The organism is Blautia luti (assembly GCF_033096465.1).
Classification (GTDB): Bacteria; Bacillota; Clostridia; order Lachnospirales; family Lachnospiraceae; genus Blautia_A; species Blautia_A luti.
In genome coordinates this window covers 508,520-529,652 of the sequence record NZ_AP028156.1, presented here as the reverse complement: position 1 = coordinate 529,652, position 21,133 = coordinate 508,520, and the positions used below count along the sequence as shown (strand labels likewise).

16 protein-coding genes and 1 tRNA gene are annotated in these 21,133 nt (G+C 44.2%); 4 read left to right on the top strand and 13 right to left on the bottom strand.

All coding sequences use genetic code 11. The annotated features are described in order from the left end of the window. The first annotated feature begins 265 nt into the window (after positions 1 to 265). The 3 genes from R8695_RS02430 (at position 266) to R8695_RS02420 (ending at position 3,926) form a co-directional block, all read left to right on the top strand. A complete protein-coding gene (locus R8695_RS02430; RefSeq protein ID WP_154780388.1) occupies positions 266 to 1,282 on the top strand; it encodes an ABC transporter substrate-binding protein in 1,017 nt (338 codons plus the stop codon). 341 nt (positions 1,283 to 1,623) lie between these two features. Beyond that, positions 1,624 to 2,736 (top strand): ABC transporter ATP-binding protein, encoded by a 1,113-nt coding sequence (locus R8695_RS02425; RefSeq protein WP_154780389.1) that lies wholly within the window; start codon positions 1,624 to 1,626, stop codon positions 2,734 to 2,736. Positions 2,737 to 2,837: 101 nt separating this feature from the next. Further along, a complete protein-coding gene (locus R8695_RS02420; protein ID WP_154780390.1) occupies positions 2,838 to 3,926 on the top strand; it encodes a PucR family transcriptional regulator in 1,089 nt (362 codons plus the stop codon). A gap of 167 nt (positions 3,927 to 4,093) precedes the next feature. Here R8695_RS02420 and R8695_RS02415 read toward each other — a convergent pair whose 3' ends face one another. The 6 genes from R8695_RS02415 to R8695_RS02390 all read right to left on the bottom strand — a co-directional run bounded on the left by R8695_RS02415 (position 4,094) and on the right by R8695_RS02390 (position 12,373). Next, entirely contained in the window at positions 4,094 to 5,152 is a 1,059-nt protein-coding gene (locus tag R8695_RS02415; RefSeq protein WP_154780391.1) for a sulfate/molybdate ABC transporter ATP-binding protein, read from the bottom strand. After that, positions 5,152 to 5,847: a molybdate ABC transporter permease subunit gene (modB, locus tag R8695_RS02410; RefSeq protein WP_154780392.1), complete on the bottom strand. Its 696-nt coding sequence runs from the start codon at positions 5,845 to 5,847 to the stop codon at positions 5,152 to 5,154. The genes R8695_RS02415 and modB overlap by 1 nt, the downstream gene beginning before the upstream one ends. A gap of 2 nt (positions 5,848 to 5,849) precedes the next feature. Continuing rightward, positions 5,850 to 6,749 (bottom strand): molybdate ABC transporter substrate-binding protein, encoded by a 900-nt coding sequence (gene modA, locus R8695_RS02405; RefSeq protein WP_154780393.1) that lies wholly within the window; start codon positions 6,747 to 6,749, stop codon positions 5,850 to 5,852. Positions 6,750 to 6,986: 237 nt separating this feature from the next. Then, entirely contained in the window at positions 6,987 to 7,889 is a 903-nt protein-coding gene (locus tag R8695_RS02400) for an undecaprenyl-diphosphate phosphatase (protein WP_118510495.1), read from the bottom strand. 192 nt (positions 7,890 to 8,081) lie between these two features. After that, positions 8,082 to 11,297 carry a carbamoyl-phosphate synthase large subunit gene (gene carB, locus R8695_RS02395; RefSeq protein ID WP_154780394.1) on the bottom strand — a complete coding sequence of 1,072 codons (3,216 nt, stop codon included), beginning with the start codon at positions 11,295 to 11,297 and terminating at the stop codon, positions 8,082 to 8,084. Next, positions 11,297 to 12,373, bottom strand: coding sequence for a carbamoyl phosphate synthase small subunit (locus tag R8695_RS02390; RefSeq protein ID WP_118510499.1), 1,077 nt, complete (start codon positions 12,371 to 12,373; stop codon positions 11,297 to 11,299). The genes carB and R8695_RS02390 overlap by 1 nt, the downstream gene beginning before the upstream one ends. Before the next feature lie 383 nt (positions 12,374 to 12,756). Between R8695_RS02390 and R8695_RS02385 the strand changes: the two genes are divergently transcribed. After that, a tRNA-Leu gene (locus R8695_RS02385) sits at positions 12,757 to 12,840 on the top strand. A gap of 155 nt (positions 12,841 to 12,995) precedes the next feature. Here the strand turns inward: R8695_RS02385 and R8695_RS02380 are convergent. The 7 genes from R8695_RS02380 to R8695_RS02350 all read right to left on the bottom strand — a co-directional run bounded on the left by R8695_RS02380 (position 12,996) and on the right by R8695_RS02350 (position 21,025). After that, entirely contained in the window at positions 12,996 to 13,289 is a 294-nt protein-coding gene (locus R8695_RS02380; RefSeq protein ID WP_118510501.1) for a phage holin family protein, read from the bottom strand. 189 nt (positions 13,290 to 13,478) lie between these two features. Continuing rightward, positions 13,479 to 14,015, bottom strand: a complete 537-nt coding sequence (locus tag R8695_RS02375) for a DUF7575 domain-containing protein (RefSeq protein ID WP_118510503.1) — start codon at positions 14,013 to 14,015, stop codon at positions 13,479 to 13,481. A 4-nt stretch (positions 14,016 to 14,019) separates the two neighbouring features. Further along, positions 14,020 to 15,435, bottom strand: coding sequence for an ATP-dependent Clp protease ATP-binding subunit ClpX (gene clpX / locus R8695_RS02370; protein WP_118510645.1), 1,416 nt, complete (start codon positions 15,433 to 15,435; stop codon positions 14,020 to 14,022). A gap of 174 nt (positions 15,436 to 15,609) precedes the next feature. After that, positions 15,610 to 17,034, bottom strand: coding sequence for a S1C family serine protease (locus R8695_RS02365; protein WP_118510505.1), 1,425 nt, complete (start codon positions 17,032 to 17,034; stop codon positions 15,610 to 15,612). A 117-nt stretch (positions 17,035 to 17,151) separates the two neighbouring features. Beyond that, positions 17,152 to 18,072 (bottom strand): glycosyltransferase family 2 protein, encoded by a 921-nt coding sequence (locus R8695_RS02360; RefSeq protein ID WP_154780395.1) that lies wholly within the window; start codon positions 18,070 to 18,072, stop codon positions 17,152 to 17,154. A gap of 91 nt (positions 18,073 to 18,163) precedes the next feature. Then, positions 18,164 to 19,606, bottom strand: coding sequence for an LCP family protein (locus tag R8695_RS02355; RefSeq protein WP_154780396.1), 1,443 nt, complete (start codon positions 19,604 to 19,606; stop codon positions 18,164 to 18,166). Positions 19,607 to 19,621: 15 nt separating this feature from the next. Beyond that, positions 19,622 to 21,025, bottom strand: a complete 1,404-nt coding sequence (locus R8695_RS02350; protein ID WP_154780397.1) for an undecaprenyl-phosphate glucose phosphotransferase — start codon at positions 21,023 to 21,025, stop codon at positions 19,622 to 19,624. Positions 21,026 to 21,133 lie beyond the last annotated feature (108 nt).

Sequence of the window (21,133 nt, the reverse complement as noted above, 5' to 3'; positions counted from 1 at the left end):
TAAGATTTGCCAGATTATACTCTCTAATATAATCAGAATGTTGACAAATCACACTTTCGCGCTAACTACTCCCTCATGGAATATTAAGTTACTTGACAAATCTTATCAAATGTGTGCAGGCTTGTCAACAAAATTCGATTTTTTTTATGCGAAAAAATGTATAATTTCCATATCAATTTTCTTCTGATCTCGCAATAATAAATGCGAACGATTTTTCTGCTTTCTGCATATCCTAACAGCAGAAGTCTTCAAAAGGAGTATCTGCATGAAAAATAAAAAATGGATTGCGCTGGCAGCTGCAGTTGTGCTTGCGGTAACAGCTCTGCCGGTAACAGTATTTGCGAAGAAAAAGGACTCTTCGGATGATAAACTTGTAAAGATTACTTTAAATGAGGTGGCTCATTCTATTTTCTATGCGCCACAGTATGTGGCAATTGAGAACGGATATTTTAAAGATGAAGGGCTGGATCTCACGCTGGTTACCGGATTTGGAGCGGATAAGACGATGACTGCAGTGATTTCCGGTGAGGCGGATATTGGGTTTATGGGAGCGGAGGCTTCTATTTATGCTTATCAGGAGGGGGCTACCGACCCTGTTGTGAATTTCGCACAGCTGACCCAGCGGGCAGGAAATTTCCTGGTTGCACGGGAAGAGATGCCGGACTTTAAATGGGAAGATCTGAAGGGCAAAAAGGTTCTTGGCGGCCGGAAGGGTGGCATGCCTGAAATGGTATTCGAGTATATTCTGAAACAGAATGGTCTTGACCCGCAGAAAGATCTGTCTATTGACCAGAGTATCGACTTCGGTGCTACTGCAGCAGCCTTTACAGGGGATAATTCGTCGGATTTCACAGTAGAGTTTGAACCGTCTGCAACTGCTCTCGAGAAACAGGGGGCAGGGTTTGTTGTTGCATCCCTTGGTGTTGACTCCGGCTATGTACCATACACCTCTTACAGTGCCAAAACCAGTTATATGGAAAAGAATCCTGATATCATGCAAAAATTCACCAACGCTCTCCAGAAAGGTATGGATTACGTCCAGAACCATACTCCGGAGGAAATTGCCGAAGTGATCGAACCACAGTTCCCGGAGACAGATCTGGACACTGTCACTGCCATTGTGAAGCGTTATTATGATCAGGATACCTGGAAAGAGAATCTGATATTCGGTCAGGATGGATTTGAACTGCTGCAGGATATCCTGGAAGGTGCCGGAGAACTGAATGAACGTACACCTTACGCAGAACTGGTCAATACAGAGTTTGCGCAAAATGCTTCCTGACGTTTTCCACTCTCTGATTCTCCTGTAATAGTTGTAAGATTTTAAGCCCTCACTTTGTATATACTTGATAGTAACAGATAATAAAAAGAACCATATTCTGACTCTAATTCTGAAAAGCGCAGGCAGGATTTCGTCATTTTACCCTGCGCTTTTCCCATGTCTTTTGACAGTTTGACGGAAGCTGTCTATTCCTTTTCTGGCTTTTCGTCAGATTGACAAGAAACCTCCGAAATCTTTGTACGATTCTTCCCTAGCCAACCCCCCTCCTTTTCGCTATACTGTCTACAGATGAAAAAAGCAAGTAATCAGCAAAAACATAAAAGTAATTTGGAGGAATAATCATGGCAAGCTTATCATTACAGCACATTAACAAAACTTACCCAAATGGTTTCCAGGCAGTTAAAGATTTCAACCTGGAGATCGAAGATAAAGAATTCATCATTTTCGTAGGACCTTCAGGATGTGGTAAATCTACTACACTTCGTATGATTGCAGGTCTGGAAGAAATCTCCGGCGGTACATTAAAAATCGGCGACAAAGTTATGAACGATGTAGAGCCTAAAGATCGTGATATCGCAATGGTATTCCAGAACTACGCTCTGTATCCTCATATGACAGTATATGATAACATGGCATTCGGACTGAAACTTCGTAAAGTTCCGAAAGACCAGATCGACAAAGCAGTTCGTGAAGCTGCAAGAATCCTTGACCTTGAGAAACTTCTTGATCGTAAACCGAAAGCTCTTTCCGGTGGTCAGAGACAGCGTGTTGCTATGGGACGTGCTATCGTACGTAATCCTAAAGTATTCCTTATGGATGAGCCTCTTTCCAACCTGGATGCTAAACTTCGTGTACAGATGCGTATCGAGATCTCCAAGATCCATCAGAGACTGGGCGCTACAATCATCTATGTAACACATGACCAGACAGAGGCTATGACTCTTGGTACCAGAATCGTTGTTATGAAAGATGGTGTTGTTCAGCAGGTAGATACACCACAGAACCTGTATATGAAACCAGGCAACTTATTCGTTGCAGGATTCATGGGATCACCGCAGATGAACTTCCTTGACGCTGTTATCTCTGAAAAAGGCGGCAATGTTGTTGCTACAGTTGGCGAGCATGAACTGGCTGTTCCGGCTGCTAAAGCAAAAGCTCTTAAAGATGGCGGCTATGTAGGTAAAACTGTTGTTCTTGGTATCCGTCCAGAAGATATCCATGACTCTCAGATGTTCATCGAAGCTGCTCCAAGCGCTCCAATGAGCTCCGTAGTTAAAGTATACGAGCTTCTCGGTGCTGAAGTATTCTTATACTTCGATGTAAACGGAACTCAGGTTACAGCACGAGTTGATCCTCGTACAACAGCTAAGACCGGCGATCCGATCAAATTCGCATTCGATATGGAAAAAGCTCACTTCTTCGATAAAGAAACAGAGCTTGTTATCACAAACTAATTTTAAACATCAGGAGGCCCGGGGATTTTTTCCCCGGGTCTTTTATGTTATAATCATCCTGAACACATTCTCTGTTCAATGAGTGAAAGGATTTTATTTATATGAAAATACAACAGATACTCCAGAAATGCCTGTCAGACTGGAAAAACATCAGCCAGCTTGATTTCTGTCTCCTGGATTCGGAAAACAGGAGCTTTGTTTCCACCTGCGACAGAAAACTTCCCGCTGAATCCAAACTGAACGATTTCCGCGAAAGTAATGCTCTATGTGTGTCAAATACCAGCTGTTGCCTTTACAAGATCATGGAGAACCATACTCTTTCCTATATCCTGGTAGTATGGGGAAAAGGTGAGAACACTTCCACCATCGGCGAACTGGCAGTCTGCCAGGTTCAGAGTCTTCTCACTGCCTATGCCGAAAAAAGCGACAAAAATACCTTTATGCAGAATCTCCTCCTGGGAACCTATTCTGAAGTGGATGCTTTCAACCGGGCCAAAAAGCTCCATATCTCAACCTCTGTGCAGCGTGCTGTTTTTCTGGTAGAAACCAAACAAAATAAAGATGAAAATGCTCTCGCCACTATCCGGAATATTTTTTCCGCCAGAACGAAAGATTTCATTACAGCTATTGATGACTCGGGGATCATTATCGTCAGAGAGCTCCAGTCCACAGAAACCTATGAAGACCTGAACTCCATCGCCTGTATGCTTGTAGACATGTTAAACACCGAAGCAATGACTTCTGCCTGGGTTGCTTACAGTAACCTGGCCGAAGACATTTCCAGGCTTCCTGATACGTATAAAGAGGCGCATACAGCCCTTGAAGTGGGCAAGATCTTCTATGCAGAGAAGAATGTATTCGGTTATAACCAGCTGGGCATCGGCAGACTGATCTACCAGCTTCCGGTTTCTATCTGCGAAATGTTCATTGATGAGATTTTTAACGAAGAAACTCTGGACTCTATTGATGAAGAAACCCTGATCACCATCCGTACATTTTTCGAAAATAACCTGAATCTCTCTGAGACTTCCAGACAGCTTTATGTACATAGAAATACTCTGGTTTACCGTTTCGAGAAACTTCAGCGGAAATTCGGACTGGATATCCGTGCATTTGAAGACGCACTGACTTTCAAACTGGCGATGATGGTTGTGGATTATATTAAATATTCCAAGAACCATCCATCATAAATACCGCAAGAAAAACTCTGCCTTCAGGCTTTTTTGCGGCAGTGCGATCCTGACGGAAGGATTTCTGTATCAACAGAACTTTCCGGAATCATTTTTATGACATAAAAAGCGTTATATTTCAGCAGAAATCTCCGCCGGAAATATAACGCTTTTCATTTATTATGGATTTATTTCGCTTCTTTCAGCAGCATCAGATGCTCTGCCGGGAAATGAATATATTTCGGAACCTTCGTATGAGGATCTTCCTCAAAGTCTTCTTTCGGACACATCCACCACACTGGCTGACAGTCTCCGCCTTTCTTATTCTTCAGTAAATACTGATGTTCAAAAGTTGTTTCAATATATTCCACGACTTCCACTTCCATACGGTTCTCACCGCCCTCGGATGAACCCTTCATCCAATGACCGCGGATTCCCACATGAGTCACGTCATCCGGTACCACATCTTTGGTCTGCAGCATCAGATCCCAGTCCACCGCATAAATGTTGTGTTCTCCCATCTTCTGTACAGCCGAAAAGTTTTTACATCCGGTCAGTCTGGCTGCCTGCAGAATACCAGGTCTCTCAAAGAGTTTCTTTGTTTCTCCTGTCGTAAGTGCCTGACCACTGTCCAGGATTGTGAGATGTCCGCAGAACTTGTAAGCCTCATCACGGCTGTGAGTTACCAGGATCATATCGCCTGTATACTCTTTCAGGAAATTCTGCATATCCCGCTGCATGATATCCTTCAAATATCCATCCAGTGCGGAGAACGGCTCATCCAGAAGAATCACTTCCGGCTCTCCGATCATCATCCGCGCCAGTGCAACTCGCTGCTGCTGACCTCCGGAAAGCTGTGCCGGATAGCGCTTCTCCAGTCCGTCCAGCTGATATCTCGCTATGTAATCTGCTACTTTTGCCTGAAGCTGGCTCTTATCCCCTCTGTATCCGCATGCAATGTTCTTCTCTACAGTCATGGTAGGAAAAAGTGCATAATTCTGAAAAAGGTAGCCAACCTTTCTCTCCTGGGGTTTCAGGTTGATCTTCTTCTCTGAATCGAAAAGAACCTTATCATTTACGACAATTCTTCCTGAGTCCGGTGTCTGGATTCCAGCAATACAGCGCAGAGTCATACTCTTTCCGCTTCCGGATGCTCCAAGGATCCCCATCGGAGAACCATAGCTCTCCAGCTTCACTCTCAGGGTAAATCCGTGAAGTTTCTTCTCTATATCTACACTGACTGCCATTACATCCACCTGCCCATCTTCATTCCCTTACCGGAAACGATATTGATCGCCGCAACGATCACAAATGAGATGATCAAGATCACGACTACCCAGAAACCGGCCATTCCATAGTTTCCTGATGCGGTCTCTGCTGCAATGGCAACAGAAACTGTTCTGGTCTTTCCAAGGATGTTTCCTGCAAGCATGGATGTGGCACCATACTCTCCGATTGCTCTGGCAAATGCAAGAACAGTACCGGATGCGATTCCAGGTCCTGCTGCCGGCATAACAACGGTCCAGAAGATTCTTCTGTCACTCATACCAAGGGTCTTGCCTGCTGCGATCAGATTCACATCCACCTGCTCAAATGCTGCACGTGCATTTCGATACATCAGTGGAAATGCGATCACGGAAGCTGCGATAACACACCCCTTCCAGGTCTGTACGATCTTAATATCAAAAGTATCCAGCAGAAACACTCCGAATGGACGTCTCAGACTGAATATCAGAAGCAGAATGAAACCGGCCACTGTCGGAGGAAGTATCAGAGGCATGGTCAGGATACCATCCAGTATGCCTCTGGAAACAGGTTTCATCTTCATTACCAGTCTTGCAAAGAATATTCCAAGAAAGAATGCAATGATCGTAGCGGTGAAACCTGTCTTTAACGAAATCCATAAAGGACTCCAGTTTATTTTTGCCAGAAATTCACTCATTCTTATTTAGCTTCCTCTGTTGTTTCTGTCTCAGTATCAGCTTCTGTATCGTCTGCTTCTTCTGTTGCATCAGCATCATCTTTTGTTTCTTCAGTATCGTCTGCTTTGTATGCTGTAAATCCGTATTTCTCGAATACTTTCATAGCGTCATCAGATTTAATATACTCAAGGAATGCTTCTGCAGCTGCTGTGTCATCATCAGATGCTTCTTTGTCTTCGATCATACCTACAGGATAAAGAACCGGTGTGTTGAGTGCTTCTGCCGGAGCTTCTGCGATAACGTCTACTTTGTCAGCAACGGAAGCTGCATCTGTAGCGTAAACGATACCGATCTCGTTACTTCTTTCACTTACTGCTGCAAGAACTTCAGATACATTCTTACCTTCGTTGATCTCCATCTTGTTTACTTCATCTGTGATTCCAAGATTGTCAAAGATTTCTCTGGAATACTGTCCAACAGGAACGCTGTCACCTGCAAGTGCGATGTTTGCTGCATCTGTGATGTTCTCGAATCCTGTAACTTTTGTCTCTCCATCCTTAGGTTTGATCAGAACGACTTTGTTCTCAAGGATATCTTCTACAGTATCTTTCTTAGCCAGATCTTCGTCTACCAGAGCGTCCATCTGTTTATCAGCTGCTGAGAAGAAGATATCGCAGCGTGCGCCTTCTTCGATCTGTGTCTGTAATGTACCTGAGCTGTCTGCGTTGTAAAAGATTTCAACATCCGGATATGTCTCGTTGAAGTCTTTCTGGATTTCTTCCATTGCATTGCTTAAGCTTGCTGCGATAAATGTATTAACTTCACCCTTTAAATCAGATGTTTCTGTTGCAAAAACTCCTGTGCTGAGCATTCCTACGCTTAATGCACCTGCCATAATTGCTGCAATAAATTTCTTTCTCATGTTTTTTGCCGCCTTTCATATTTTGTTTGGGTTATTAACTGAATGCGGCCGCTTCTAAACAGAAATAGAAGCAACAGCATGTATTACTATATTTATAGTATAAATTTTTTGTATGCCTGTCAATTTTATTAGTACATGTTGTTATAAAAAATAACAATAAATGGTGTGGAGTTTTTTTATAAGAAAAAATGCCGCTTCCCCATAAAGGATGCGGCATTTTTATTCCTATAAAGCGATTCAGGCAAGTAATGTCTTACCGATAAAGTATCCAAGTACCAGAATACCAAGTACGATCCTGTACCATCCGAATACCTTGAAGTCATGTTTCTTTATGTATCCCATCAGGAACTTGATCGCGATAATGGAAACTACGAAAGCGACTACCATACCTACGATCAGGATGATCACTTCTGTTCCTGTAAAGGAGAAACCGAATTTCAGGATCTTCAGGAGGCTGGCTCCGAACATAACCGGAATTCCCAGGAAGAAGGTAAATTCTGCTGCTACTGTACGGGAGGTTCCTGCAAGGATACCGCCGATGATGGTGGAACCGGAACGGGAAGTACCCGGAATTACGGAGAGTACCTGGAACAGACCGATGATAAATGCAGTCTTGAATGACAGTTCTTCCAGATTGGTACAGGTTGGTCTTCTTCTCTTGTTATAATTCTCGATGATAATGAAGAGAATACCATATACGATCAGGGCAATGGCAACGACTACATAGTTATTGAATTTCTCTTCGATGATATCATTAAATGGAAGAGCTATGACGATCGTCGGGATACAGGCTACTACAATCTTAAACCAGAGTACCCATTTGTCTTTGTCACAGAACTTCTCTACAAAAATGAGGATTCCTCTAGACACAGCACCGTGTCTGTTAAGGATCGCCTGCTGCTTCTTTGAGATCGGTCTGATGTAAAACGGCCACAGCTTATTCCAATAGAGGACAACCACCGCAAGGATCGCGCCGAGCTGGATCACTACGAAAAACAGATTCTTAAAATCCTCTGTTACATTTAGTTTCAGAAACTCATCCACAAGAATCATATGTCCGGTACTGCTGATCGGGAGCCATTCTGTAATTCCCTCTACAATACCAAGAAAAATGACCTTTAACAGTTCAATAAAGTCCATATTCTTTCCTTTCTTATTACATCTTTCTGTTTTTTTACCTATATGATTATATTACACATTATCACTCCGGTACAACTGTAATTTGTATTTTTCATATTAATTCTACGTAAAATTAAGATAAAAGCAGCCGCCTTTTCCATAATGAAAAATACGGCTGCTGTCTTTATTATTTTCTATTTACCGGCCGGTAAATTATCTTCTTGCAATTGTCGCAATGTCGATCAGAGATAATTTATTCAGATCTGTGTTCTCAAGGCTGGTTGCCAGTGCTTCTGCTGTATCCAGAGAAGTAAGAACATTGACACCTGTCTCGATGGCGTTACGTCTGATGACGAAACCATCTTTCTGATGCTCAACACCCTGCGGCGGTGTATCAATAACAACGTCAATCTTATGACCAAGGATAAGATCCATAAGGTTCGGTGCAGGCTGCTCCAGTTTGTTGGTACGGATTACTTTGATTCCGTTTTCTTTGAGGACTTTTGCAGTTCCCAGTGTAGCATAGATTCTGTATCCAAGTGCTTCGAATCTTCTTGCGATCGGGATGATATCCTGTTTGTCTTCGTCTTTAACAGTGATGATCATGTTTTTATATTTCGGAAGACGGATACCTGCTCCGATAAATGCTTTGTAAAGCGCTTCGTTGAATGTCTCAGCGATACCAAGGCACTCACCTGTGGATTTCATTTCCGGTCCAAGGCTGATATCAGCACCGCGGATCTTCTCGAAAGAGAATACCGGCATCTTGATCGCATAATGTTTTGCTTCCGGCTGAAGTCCTGGTTCATAACCCATGTCTTTCAGTTTGTATCCAAGGATTACTTTGGTTGCAAGGGGAACGATCGGGATTCCGGTTACCTTGCTGATGTACGGTACAGTACGGCTGGAACGTGGGTTGACTTCGATTACATATACATCATCTCCAAGAACGATGAACTGGATGTTGATCATACCGATCACATGCAGTGCTCTTGCAAGACGTCTGGTGTATTCTGCGATTGTTTCTTTTGCTTTTGCGCTGATAGTCTTAGCCGGGTATACGGAGATACTGTCACCGGAATGGATTCCGGCACGTTCGATATGCTCCATGATACCAGGGATCAAGATGTCTTCGCCGTCGCATACTGCATCGACTTCGATTTCTTTACCCATCAGGTATTTATCTACAAGGATCGGGTGCTCCTGTGCGATCTGGTTGATCACACCGATGTACTCTTCTACGTCCTCGTCACTTACAGCGATTCTCATACCCTGACCGCCAAGTACGTAGGAAGGACGAACCAGAACCGGATAACCAAGTTCATTGGCTGCTTTCTTTGCTTCCTCTGCTGTAAATACAGTGTGTCCCTTTGGTCTCGGGATCTGGCACTGCTCAAGGATCTCGTCAAAGAGCTCACGGTCCTCTGCTGCGTCTACGTTCTCAGCAGATGTTCCAAGAATCTTCACGCCCATCTTTGTAAGTGCTTCTGTCAGTTTAATCGCTGTCTGTCCACCGAACTGTACAACTGCTCCATCTGGTTTCTCGATATTTACTACATTCTCAACATCTTCCGGTGTCAGAGGCTCGAAATACAGTTTGTCTGCGATATCGAAGTCTGTACTTACTGTTTCCGGGTTGTTGTTGATGATAATTGTCTCATAGCCTTCTTTTGCAAATGCCCATGTACAGTGTACGGAACAGAAGTCAAACTCGATACCCTGACCGATACGGATCGGGCCGGAACCAAGTACCAGGATTTTCTTCTTATCCGGTGTTGCTACTGCTTCGTTTTCTGTACCTTCATCGCCATATACAGAATAGTAATATGGTGTTGCTGCTGCAAACTCTGCAGCGCAGGTATCAACCATCTTGTATGCTGCTTTGATCTGATATTCTTCACGGAGAGCTTTGATCTCTTCTTCTGTTTTGCCTGTCAGACGTGCAACGATATAGTCAGGGAATTCCATGCGTTTTGCTTCAAGAAGAAGTTCTTTTGTGAGCTTTCTGGTCTTGAGGGCATTTTCCATTCCTACAAGGATTGCAATCTTGTCGATGAACCAGATGTCAATCTGTGTGATGTCGTGAAGCATAGACTGCGGCATACCGCGGCGAATTGCTTCTGCGATCTTCCAGATTCTGCGGTCATCTACGATTTTCAGCTCTGCAAGAAGCTCCTCGTCTGTAAGCTGTGTGAAATCATAGGACATCAGACTGTCTACATGCTGCTCAAGAGAACGGATGGCCTTCATCAGGGCACCTTCGAAGTTATGGCAGATACTCATAACCTCACCTGTTGCCTTCATCTGAGTAGTAAGGGTTCTCTTTGCAGTGATAAATTTATCGAATGGAAGTCTCGGGATCTTAACTACGCAGTAGTCAAGCATTGGCTCGAAACTTGCATATGTTTTTCCTGTGATCGCGTTCGGGATCTCATCCAGTGTGTAGCCCAGAGCGATCTTTGCAGCAACTTTTGCGATTGGGTAACCGGTTGCCTTACTTGCAAGTGCAGAAGAACGGCTTACACGCGGGTTAACCTCGATCACGCAGTATTCAAAGCTGTCCGGTTTCAGAGCATACTGAACGTTACATCCGCCTGTGATTCCAAGCTCTGTGATGATGTTCAGGGCTGAGGTACGGAGCATCTGGTATTCTTTGTCTCCAAGTGTCTGGGACGGAGCAACTACGATGGAGTCACCTGTATGGACACCAACCGGGTCAATGTTCTCCATGTTGCAGACTGTGATGCAGTTTCCTGAACTGTCACGCATTACTTCATATTCAATCTCTTTCCATCCTGCGATGCAGCGCTCTACCAGTACTTCACCTACACGGGAAAGACGGAGACCGTTCTCCAGGATCTCACGAAGTTCGTATTCATTATGTGCGATACCGCCGCCGCTTCCACCAAGTGTATAAGCAGGACGAAGAACTACCGGATATCCGATGGTGTTTGTAAATGCAAGACCATCTTCTACTGTTGTAACGACTTTGGAGGCTGCGATCGGCTCACCGATCTTCTCCATGGTATCTTTAAATTCCTGACGGTCCTCTGCCTTCTTGATGGTCAGAGCCGTAGTACCGATCAGTCTTATATTGTGTTCTTTCAGGAAACCTTTCTCATCCAGCTCCATGGCAAGGTTCAGACCTGCCTGGCCGCCCAGTGTAGGGAGGACACTGTCCGGTTTCTCTTTGAGAATCAGCTGCTCTACTACTTCTACTGTCAGAGGCTCGATGTAAACTCTGTCAGCAATATCTTTATCTGTCATGATGGTTGCAGGGTTGGAGTTGAGAAGAACAACTTCGATGCCCTCTTCTTTCAGAGAACGGCAAGCCTGTGTTCCTGCGTAGTCAAACTCTGCTGCCTGGCCGATGATAATCGGGCCGGAACCAATTACAAGTACTTTTTTAATGTCTTTATTTCTTGGCATTATTTATTTCCTCCCATCATATCCATAAATCTGTCAAACAGGTAACTGGAATCCTGCGGTCCCGGGCATGCTTCCGGATGGAACTGAACAGTGAAAATGTTCTTTCCTTCGTATGCCATACCTTCGTTTGTTCCATCGTTGACATTGATGAATGCAGGTTTCGCAATGTTCTTTGCCTCAAGTCCTTCGGCATCTACGACGTAGCCATGGTTCTGTGAGGAAATATATACACGTCCTGTTGCAAGGTCTTTGACCGGATGGTTTCCGCCTCTGTGTCCGTATTTCATCTTATGGGTATCTCCACCTGTTGCAAGTGCCATGAGCTGATGTCCAAGACAGATTGCAAAGATCGGAACTTCAGAATCATATAATTTTTTTATTTCCTTTATAATAGAAGTACATTCCTTCGGATCTCCAGGGCCGTTACTTAACATAATGCCGTCCGGATTATCCTTCAGAATCTCTTCTGCGGATGTAAGTGCAGGATAAATCGTTACCTGGCATCCTCTCTTATTGAGGGAACGTGCGATATTTCTCTTTGCACCAAGGTCAAGAAGTGCTACTTTCGGACCATCACCTTTTAAGATTTCTTTCTCACGGCATGTTACTTTCTCTACTACCTTGCCTGTTGTATATGCTTTTAACTGGGGGATAATTGTATCTAAGTCGTAATTTTCATTGACAGTAATCATACCGTTCATGGTACCTTTCTCACGAAGGATCTTCGTTAAGGCTCTGGTATCAATTCCGGCAATACCTGGAATATCATGCTTTGTTAAGAAATGCTGAATCGTGTCCACGCTTCTGAAATTACTTGGGACACGGGATAATTCGCGGACAATAAAGCCGTCCACCCATGGCTTTGATGACTCCTGGTCATCATAACAGATTCCGTAATTCCCAATGAGGGGATAAGTCATACATACTGCCTGTCCTGCATAGGAAGGGTCGGTCATTACTTCCAGATAACCGGTCATGGAAGTATTAAAGACGATTTCGCTGATAACGTCTCTCGTTGAACCAATGCTTGTACCTTTGAACACATGGCCATCTTCTAATATCAGAAATGCTTTCATACAATCTCCCTTTCTTATCTTTATTGTGTCTATCACTTATTTTTTCCTAAATCTTCAAGATTGTATCACAGTGAAGTGCTTTTTTCAACCTTATGCGATGCTAAAAATAATTATGTTGGCATTAAAAACTTTTTTGTATTATAAAGAATTAATCTGTGATATTGCTAGGATGTCAAAAGCTCTCAGGACAGGATCGTGTTACAATCCTGTTCTATAACAAACTGCTAATCTATTGCCAATTCAGTACTTTTCAAATACAAAATTGTATATTTTGAGCATACTGTAAAAAAAATAAAAAAAATTCAAAAAACCTATTGACTTTTATCCATACATCGGTTATTATAAGTGAGCAGTCGCGAGAGAGCGATTGATAAATACGAAATGCAGAAGTGGCGGAATTGGCAGACGCGCAGGCTTCAGGTGCCTGTGGTAGCAATATCGTGTGGGTTCAAGTCCCATCTTCTGCATTATTTTTTTACCTTAAAACAGCTCTGAGAGATTATTACTGATTTCCAGAGCTGTTTTTATCTTATTACTTCTTTTGCTTTTCTGTACATTCACAGTCCACTGGCTTCTGAGTCAAGCGGATATTTCCAATCTGCTCCGCAGTTTAGTTAAAATTTTATTCTTCCTTATTTAATTGTTTGATCACCTGATTAATGTATGTAGAAAGCCCTGCTGTGAGAATTCCCTGGGTAAACGCAGTAAAAATTCCCATGACAGCGTCCTGCACACTCTTAAACTCCGAAGAAGCAAACACATAAACCGCACAGACCACCACACTGATTCCTCCCAGTATCAAAGGAATGTATTTATCCTTCACAGGCTGTGCCTCTTTCAAAAAGATCCCCATAAAATACAACACCACAGCCACAATCAGCAGCTCCGGCTTCACATAATTTACAAGCTGTTCCAAAAGCCTATTTCCTCATATCATACTTTTTATTCTATTATATGTCTCCGGCATGCTTTTTGTTTCTTATACATTTGCAAAAGATTTCCTGTCTTATAAAACAGACCGGATAGTCTGTGATGGCTATATCACCTCATTGACAGATTATTCGCCTGATGATGAGGGATGCCTTAGACTTCCGGTCTGTTCTTGTTATTCTTCTACCTTCTCTTCTTCCACCTGCTGCTTTTCTGCCTCCTCCACAGCTTCTTCCTGCTGTACACCCTCTGGCTCTGCAGCATCTCCTGTTTCCTCTGCAACTTCACTCTCCTGCTCCAGACTCCCATCGTCCTCAGCATCCTCCACAACCTCAGTCGGTTCCGGATTCGGACAAGGAGTACCACAATATGGACAGAAACTTACACTCATATCCACTTCTCTCTCACAGGAAGGACATATCTTCTGTCCCTTCAGATTCGCAGCATTATCCTTAAACTCCCTGATCTTCAGCAGATGCTGGTCAATCTCCTGACATAAAGAGCTGAGTTCACTGTCAATCCCATCCCCGGCCTCATGTCTTCTGTAAATAATATCCCCCATATCCACTTTGATCTTCTCAATGATCCGCTCCTCACCTGCAATCTTATTACGGATCTTCTGAGTCTCAATGGTCTGCTCTGCACGAGCTCCCAGTTCCCTGGTTGTTTTTGAAAAAGTCTTTACCAGTCCGTCAAAAAAATCTGTACTCATATGATTATCCCCTTTCTATAAGTGCCGGTTCCTGTCCACGAAGCAGGATCCTCGGTCCGCCGTTACCTTCTATATATTCTCTGGTGATCACAACCTTGCCAATGCTGTCATCCTTCGGAATCTCATACATGATATCCAGCATGTACTCCTCCAGGATTGCTCTTAATGCTCTGGCACCTGTATCCTTTTTCAGTGCCTTCGCAGCAATGGCATGAAGCGCGCCATCTTCGAATTCCAGTTTCACCTCATCCAGTGCCAGAAGCTTCTGATACTGTTTCAAAATCGCATTCTTCGGCTCCTGCAGGATCTTCACAAGCATGTCCTCAGTCAGTCCATCCAGGGTAAAGATAATAGGGAGACGTCCGATAAATTCCGGGATCATACCGAAATTACGGATATCCTCCACGGTTACTTTCTCCAGGAGATGGGGATCATTGTCATACTTGTCCTTCAGGTCTGCATAGAAACCGATAGAAGCCTGTTTATTCAGTCTCTCCTTAATGATATTCTCCAGATCCGGGAAAGCACCTCCGCAGATAAACAGAATATTCTTCGTATTCACTGTAGTAAGAGGCACCATGGCGTTCTTGCTGTTCGCACCTACCGGAACCTCCACTTCACTGCCTTCGAGAAGCTTCAGCATTCCTTGCTGTACAGCCTCACCGCTGACATCTCTCTGATTGGTGTTCTTTTTCTTCGCAATCTTATCAATCTCATCGATGAAAATAATACCATGTTCCGCCCGCTCCACATCATTATCCGCTGCTGCCAGAAGCTTGGACACAACACTCTCGATATCATCGCCGATATAACCGGCTTCTGTCAGTGATGTGGCATCTGCAATGGCAAGTGGCACATCCAGAAGCTTCGCAAGGGTTTTCACCAGATAAGTTTTACCGCATCCTGTAGGTCCGATCATCAACATATTGGATTTCTCAATCTCAATCTCATCCATGGTATCTGTAGCAACTCGTTTATAATGGTTATAAACAGCAACAGACATAACTTTCTTCGCCTTCTCCTGGCCGATCACATACTGGTCAAGAGTCTCTTTGATCTTATGAGGTGCCGGAATATTTTTCAGATCCAGAACCGGCTTCTCTTCTTTCTTTTTCTTCTTCGCTTTCTTCGGCTGCTGCATAGGATTCTGGAAACTACTCAGATCGATCATGCTTACATTGGGCATGTTCAGCAGATCAGAATAATTGAATTTCCCTTCATTAAACTGCTGATTCATGGAATTAAAACTCTTCTGCATACAGTCTGTACAGATATGTATGTTATTCGGAAGCTCGATCATAGGGCCTGCCTTGCTCTCCGGTCTGCGGCAGAGGAAACAGAATTTCTCAGCTTTATCTTCCTTCTCCTCTGTATCTGTATCCTTTTCTATTATTTCATCATCATTATAAATTCCGCTCATAATGACTCCTTTCTGTCTCAATACTTACCTCCCATATGATATATACGGGATGCCTTTCTATGAATTATACCATACTCTGTGTCTATCACAAAATGAAAGTTTTATTAATTTCGAAAAGAGACACTGCAGTTTTCGCAATGTCTCTTCTCTCTATCATTCATTCTTATTCTGTTTCTAATTATTATCCGGTCTGGTGCCAAGAGTAACTTCCACTGTGCTCTCTTTATATTCACCGTTATCCGCCCTGGCAACCACTGCTTCAATAGTCTCCCCGGATTTATAATACTGGAGCTTATCCAGCAGATCATCTCCGTCACTGACTTTCTGACCGTCGAATTTCACGATGATATCACCCTTACAGATTCCTCCATTCTCTGCAGGGGAATCCTGATCTACGCCCCTGACGAAGGCTCCTGACGGGATGTTATACATCTGAATAGCTTCTGTCGTCAGATTAGAAAGTACAACTCCCAGATATCCTTTCTCGCTAGTATCTACTTTCTCCCTGGTCTCACGGTTCATCAGATCCTCCAGGATCGGTTTCGCCTTGGAGATGGGGATCGCATAGCCCATACCTTCTACTGAGCTGTCCGCATATTTGGCTGAATTAATGCCGATCAGCTCACCCTTCATATTCAGGAGTGCACCGCCGCTGTTTCCAGGATTGATCGCTGCATCTGTCTGGATCAGTCCTGTACTGTTCGTTCCATCCTCTGTGGAAATGGTTCTGTTCAGCGCACTGACCCATCCAGAAGTAACAGACTGTCCGTACCCAAGTGCATTACCAATGGCAACCACCTGCTGTCCTACTACCAGGTCATCTGAACTTCCGATCTGTGCGATCTTAATCTGGTTCAGGGTATCCTCCGGGATATCAGACTTCCGGACTGCCACAACAGCCAGGTCATTGTCTGCATCTGTGCCCTTGATCTTCGCACTTACTGCATCCTCCAGATTTAAATCCCCGCTGTCTCCTGCATTGACCGTCTCTGTCTCTGCGTTGGCCACGTCATCTCCGATAAAACAAACACTTAAAGTAGTCGCACCTTCCACAACATGATTATTGGTAGCAATCAGCAGCTCATCATCATTATCACCTACAATGATACCGGAACCGCTGGCAGCACTCTTATACTGTCTGGATCCATATCCGAAAAAGCTTGGGATCTCCTGGACGCTTACAGTGGTTATCGCTACTACAGACGGCATGGAAGCCTGCGCTACAGCTACCACCGTTCCATTCCCGGAGGCAGTATCAGCCGCAGTCTGGTCAGATTCGCTCTCCTGGGATGACGCCTCCTGCAAAAATACACTCTCTGTAGTTCCAATCTGTGTAGTTCCTGTTTTCGTCTTCAAATATTTATCCGCTGTGAAATTCAGCGCCTGAAATACGACAGATGCCACCAGACCGAAAATAACAGCCAGCGCTACCGTCGTTCCCACTTTCTTCTGAAAAGAATTCTGGTTCTTTTTATGCTCGGAGGGACCGGGTGTGATCAATGTTTCTTTATGTTCCTCATGGAACTGATAATGCTCATATCTGGGCGGCTGGTGTCCGGAATCATCCTGGCCTCCGTCCCAGTTTCTCTCATCATTCATGTAATCGGCTCCCTTCTGTTCTTTATCTGAATTATGGCTTCAGTATAGCAATTAATTGTGTTCAAAATGTGACAACTATCGTAAAATGCCGTGAAGGAACCGTTCGTATTCCAGAGTTTATTTCTGCTTCCAGTACCACGGACTCATGGTGCATGCCATTACCAGCCTGTGTGGAAGTTTCCAGTATCTTTTGCCCAGGAAATAGCCCGCATATTTGGCGCCGCTCTGGATCACAAGCTGAGGGATCAGCCAGATATGGCCGGTCTTTACCAGATAGGCCAGACTCTTTTTCACCAGACGGATTCCTTCTCCTTCAGATGGTACATTGGCAAAGATCTCCGGATGCTCTGCCTGAGAGACACCCAGGTCAAAATTTCTGTGAAACTGCTGCAACGCAGAATAATTGTGGGAATGGTATACCTTCGCATCTGCTGCATAGGCAATGGCATATCCCTTTTTGACCAGATTTCCGGCATAGATCATGTCTTCATTAAAGATCGCATGATCCACAAATCCCCCCAGTTTCTCATACACTTCCCTGTCATAGGCCGCACACACATTGGAACAGAAGTATGTCTTGATCCCACAGGAAGGAATATCCGCAGCAGTCCGTATATGGGATTCTGACGGATAATTGAAACTGCGGGTATAGCATTCCAGAAAGCGGCAGTCTTCTTTCGGAAGCTGTCTGGCATAGGCTGCGCCTGTCTTTTCCTCTTCCAGCGGCCGGATCAGATTTCCGATCAGTTTCTTATCTGCAGGAAGTGCATCCTGAGTCATGAATACCAGAATATCTGCATCAGAAAGTACTGCGCCGGTCTTCCTGGTTCCGCCATGGTCGAAATCCTTCTGTTCCAGATGGTGGACTTCCAGGATCGGGCACTTCTCCCACTCCTCATTCCAGTTCTCCCTGCCTGTATTCATAACCAGGATCTTCTCCGGTCTGTGCTCCTGTTTCTCCAGCCTGCGCAGAAGCTCTCCGAATTCTTTTCCCGGACGGTACACAGGAATGATCACATCTACTGTTTTTTTCTCCATGATTAATCCTCCATACGTTTCATAAATATTGTGAAAGGACCATCCTTTCTGATGGATGGTCCTTCTTATTGTCTGTTATATCTGCTATGCTTTATTCTTCTGATTCAGTCATTCCGGAATCTGTGTCTCCATCTGAGAAATCACTTTCTCCGGTATTATCATCATAACTGTAGTCGTCACCGCCGCCGTTATCATCACCACCTGTAGTATCATCTCCGCCGGTAGTGTCACCACCGGTAGTATCATCATAACCACCGTCATCGTTACTATAGTCACCACCGGTAGTATCATCATAACCACCGCCGTCATTATCATAATCGTAATCACTGCCGCTGTTATCGTAGTCATAATCATAATCACTACCAGAATTATCATAACTGTAATCTGTATCATCTGTGGATGTGTCAGCTGACCATACAAATGTATCAGTCGTGTTGGTGGTATCATCAGACTGTGTCTTCGCTGCATCGTCCAGAGAACTCTCGCCACCTACAATCTCAATAATCTTCGCGCTGCGAGCTTTTACCTCTGAGGACGGGGTATAATTCTCATCATTGTATAAGAACTTATGAAGTTCGATAACTGTACTCTCCAGATCTGTAGGAACGATAATGCTTCCCTTGATATTGGAGAATTTGAACTTGGACGGAAAACCGGTGCTGTCTGTAAATTTATATCCGATCAGTGTAGGCAGAAGGCCCAGGATATCCTGTTTGGAAAGGGAAGTCTGTACCATCGGGAATACATCATCCATGATCTTGAAGATGGAAGAAAGGCCTGCTGTCTTTGCCTTATCAAAGAGCATTCCCAGTACTCGTCTCTGACGTTCTGTACGTCCCATATCCAGACTTGCTGTATAACGGATACGGCAGTAGGATGTTACCTGTACACCGTTCAGATGGTAAGTATCAACTGTTGCCTCCTGATCTTCCGGAGCCGGATCTGGTTTCTCGATCGGTGTGTAGCTCTTTCCCGTCAGTTCTGAAGTCTCTACACAGTAGTTGTTCATATGCTCGATTTCTGCATAGGATAACGGAATCTCCAGGCCGCCCAGGTCATCTACCACTTCTACCAGTGCTGAGAAATCCGCTGTGGCATAATCGGAAATATCCAGGTCCAGGTTCGTATTCAGCATGGTGATCGCCTGTTCCGGTCCGCCGTATGCGTAGGCAGCATTTGCCTTGGTATACGTATCATTTCCTATATTCAGCAGTGTATCTCTGTAGACAGAAGCCATTTTTACTTCTTTCGTGTCATTGTTTACACTGACTATGATCATGGTATCGCTGTTCTGTGCTGAAAATTTAGAACCTTCTCCACGACTGTCAATACCGAAAAGTACATATGTCTTGTAGCCTGTCATTTTCGGAGCTTCCTGATTTACAACGATTTCTTCTTTCTTCAGTTCCGGCTGTTTGATCTTATCCAGTCGTGATGAGATCTGTCCATATACGTACAGACCGCCGATAAAAAGCAACAGCACGATGATTTCCAGTACAAACAGTACTTTTCTCTTTTTTCCTGGTCTAGCCATACTTTTCCCCTTATCTTAATATGCGTTTTTGTTTATAAAGCCCTTGAAAAATGTGAGGAATATGATCTTCACATCAAATCCAATGCTCCAGTTCTCTATATAATACAGGTCACACTCGATACGCTTCCTGATGGATGTGTCTCCGCGGTAGCCATTTACCTGCGCCCATCCGGTCAGTCCCGGACGTACCTGGTGCTTCACCATGTATCTTGGAATTTCTTCCCGGAATTTCTCCACGAAAAACGGGCGTTCCGGTCTGGGTCCCACAAGGCTCATATCGCCTTTCAGTATATTGAACAGCTGTGGAAGTTCGTCTATGCTGGTATGCCGCATAAATTTACCGATCCCGGTCACCCTGGGATCATTTTTCACTGTCCATGCCTTCTTCTCTTCGGATTCCGGCTGTATTTCCATGGAACGGAACTTATACATGCGGAAAGTCCGGTTATGAAGTCCTACCCTCTCCTGCTTATAGATCAGCGGTCCCGGCGATGTCAACTTGATCAGCAGGCACATCAGCAGCATCAGTGGAGATGTTACAATAATGCCACATATGGAGCCCACGATATCCATGGCACGCTTTATCATTGCATTAAATGTATTATTCAGAGGTACATACCGGATATTGATGACCGGAAGCCCCAGAATATCCTCTGTATAAGGCTTGGTGGGAATGATCTTATTATAATCCGGAATAAATTTCGTGTGTACTCCCGATTTCTCACAGAGTGCCACGATCTCTTCCAGACGATAGTATTCACTCAGACCAAGTGTGATCGCAATCTCATCCAGTTTGTTCTCCGGAAGGATCACATTCAGATTGGCGATCCTGCCAAGTACCTTGATCCCTTTGTACATGGTTCCTGCCGGAACATTGTCATCCAGTATCCCGCGGATCACGTATCCCCACTGGGGATTCGCCAGCACGCGGTCAATATATTCCTCTGCAGCACGGCTGTAACCTACACAGATCAGCTGTCTCTGGTTCATCCCCTTCTCCCGCATATCCTTGAGAAGGCCAAAGATCAGCATCCGCGCCCCCCATTGGAGCACGATATTGATCACATAGAACATAATATAGGTAGAACGGGAATAATCTCCTTCATTCACCATATAGAATGTAAACATGAGAATGAGGAGCCCCAGCGAATTGGCCTTCACAATGTTAGCCAAAACAAGCCGGCGTCCCTGCATCCGCATAGGAGTATACAGCGTAAATGCCTGATACAGCAGCAGATATACCGGTACGATAAATACCAGCATCAGCATATACTGCCTGAAACTTCTGGTCCTTACGGCAGTAGCTGCCATAGGACCCACGAAACGTATCATCCATGCGAGGAAATAAGATAACACAAGTACAATTCCATCGACAATCATATGGAGACGACTGAAATTCTTTTCATTGTCCTTTAGCAATCTTTTGTCACCTCATTTTTTTCATTGCCTTTATATTATAATAGTTGGATTTTAAAAGCAATAAAATTTTTTCCCGAAATTTATAAAATTTGTTTGAAATTCTCTGTT

Coding starts and splice junctions, on each gene's coding strand:
- R8695_RS02430 (WP_154780388.1), top strand. CDS start 266: ATGAAAAATAAAAAATGGATTGCGCTGGCAGCTGCAGTTGTGCTTGCG.
- R8695_RS02425 (WP_154780389.1), top strand. CDS start 1,624: ATGGCAAGCTTATCATTACAGCACATTAACAAAACTTACCCAAATGGT.
- R8695_RS02420 (WP_154780390.1), top strand. CDS start 2,838: ATGAAAATACAACAGATACTCCAGAAATGCCTGTCAGACTGGAAAAAC.
- R8695_RS02415 (WP_154780391.1), bottom strand. CDS start 5,152: ATGGCAGTCAGTGTAGATATAGAGAAGAAACTTCACGGATTTACCCTG.
- modB (WP_154780392.1), bottom strand. CDS start 5,847: ATGAGTGAATTTCTGGCAAAAATAAACTGGAGTCCTTTATGGATTTCG.
- modA (WP_154780393.1), bottom strand. CDS start 6,749: ATGAGAAAGAAATTTATTGCAGCAATTATGGCAGGTGCATTAAGCGTA.
- R8695_RS02400 (WP_118510495.1), bottom strand. CDS start 7,889: ATGGACTTTATTGAACTGTTAAAGGTCATTTTTCTTGGTATTGTAGAG.
- carB (WP_154780394.1), bottom strand. CDS start 11,297: ATGCCAAGAAATAAAGACATTAAAAAAGTACTTGTAATTGGTTCCGGC.
- R8695_RS02390 (WP_118510499.1), bottom strand. CDS start 12,373: ATGAAAGCATTTCTGATATTAGAAGATGGCCATGTGTTCAAAGGTACA.
- R8695_RS02375 (WP_118510503.1), bottom strand. CDS start 14,015: ATGAGTACAGATTTTTTTGACGGACTGGTAAAGACTTTTTCAAAAACA.
- clpX (WP_118510645.1), bottom strand. CDS start 15,435: ATGAGCGGAATTTATAATGATGATGAAATAATAGAAAAGGATACAGAT.
- R8695_RS02365 (WP_118510505.1), bottom strand. CDS start 17,034: ATGAATGATGAGAGAAACTGGGACGGAGGCCAGGATGATTCCGGACAC.
- R8695_RS02360 (WP_154780395.1), bottom strand. CDS start 18,072: ATGGAGAAAAAAACAGTAGATGTGATCATTCCTGTGTACCGTCCGGGA.
- R8695_RS02355 (WP_154780396.1), bottom strand. CDS start 19,606: ATGGCTAGACCAGGAAAAAAGAGAAAAGTACTGTTTGTACTGGAAATC.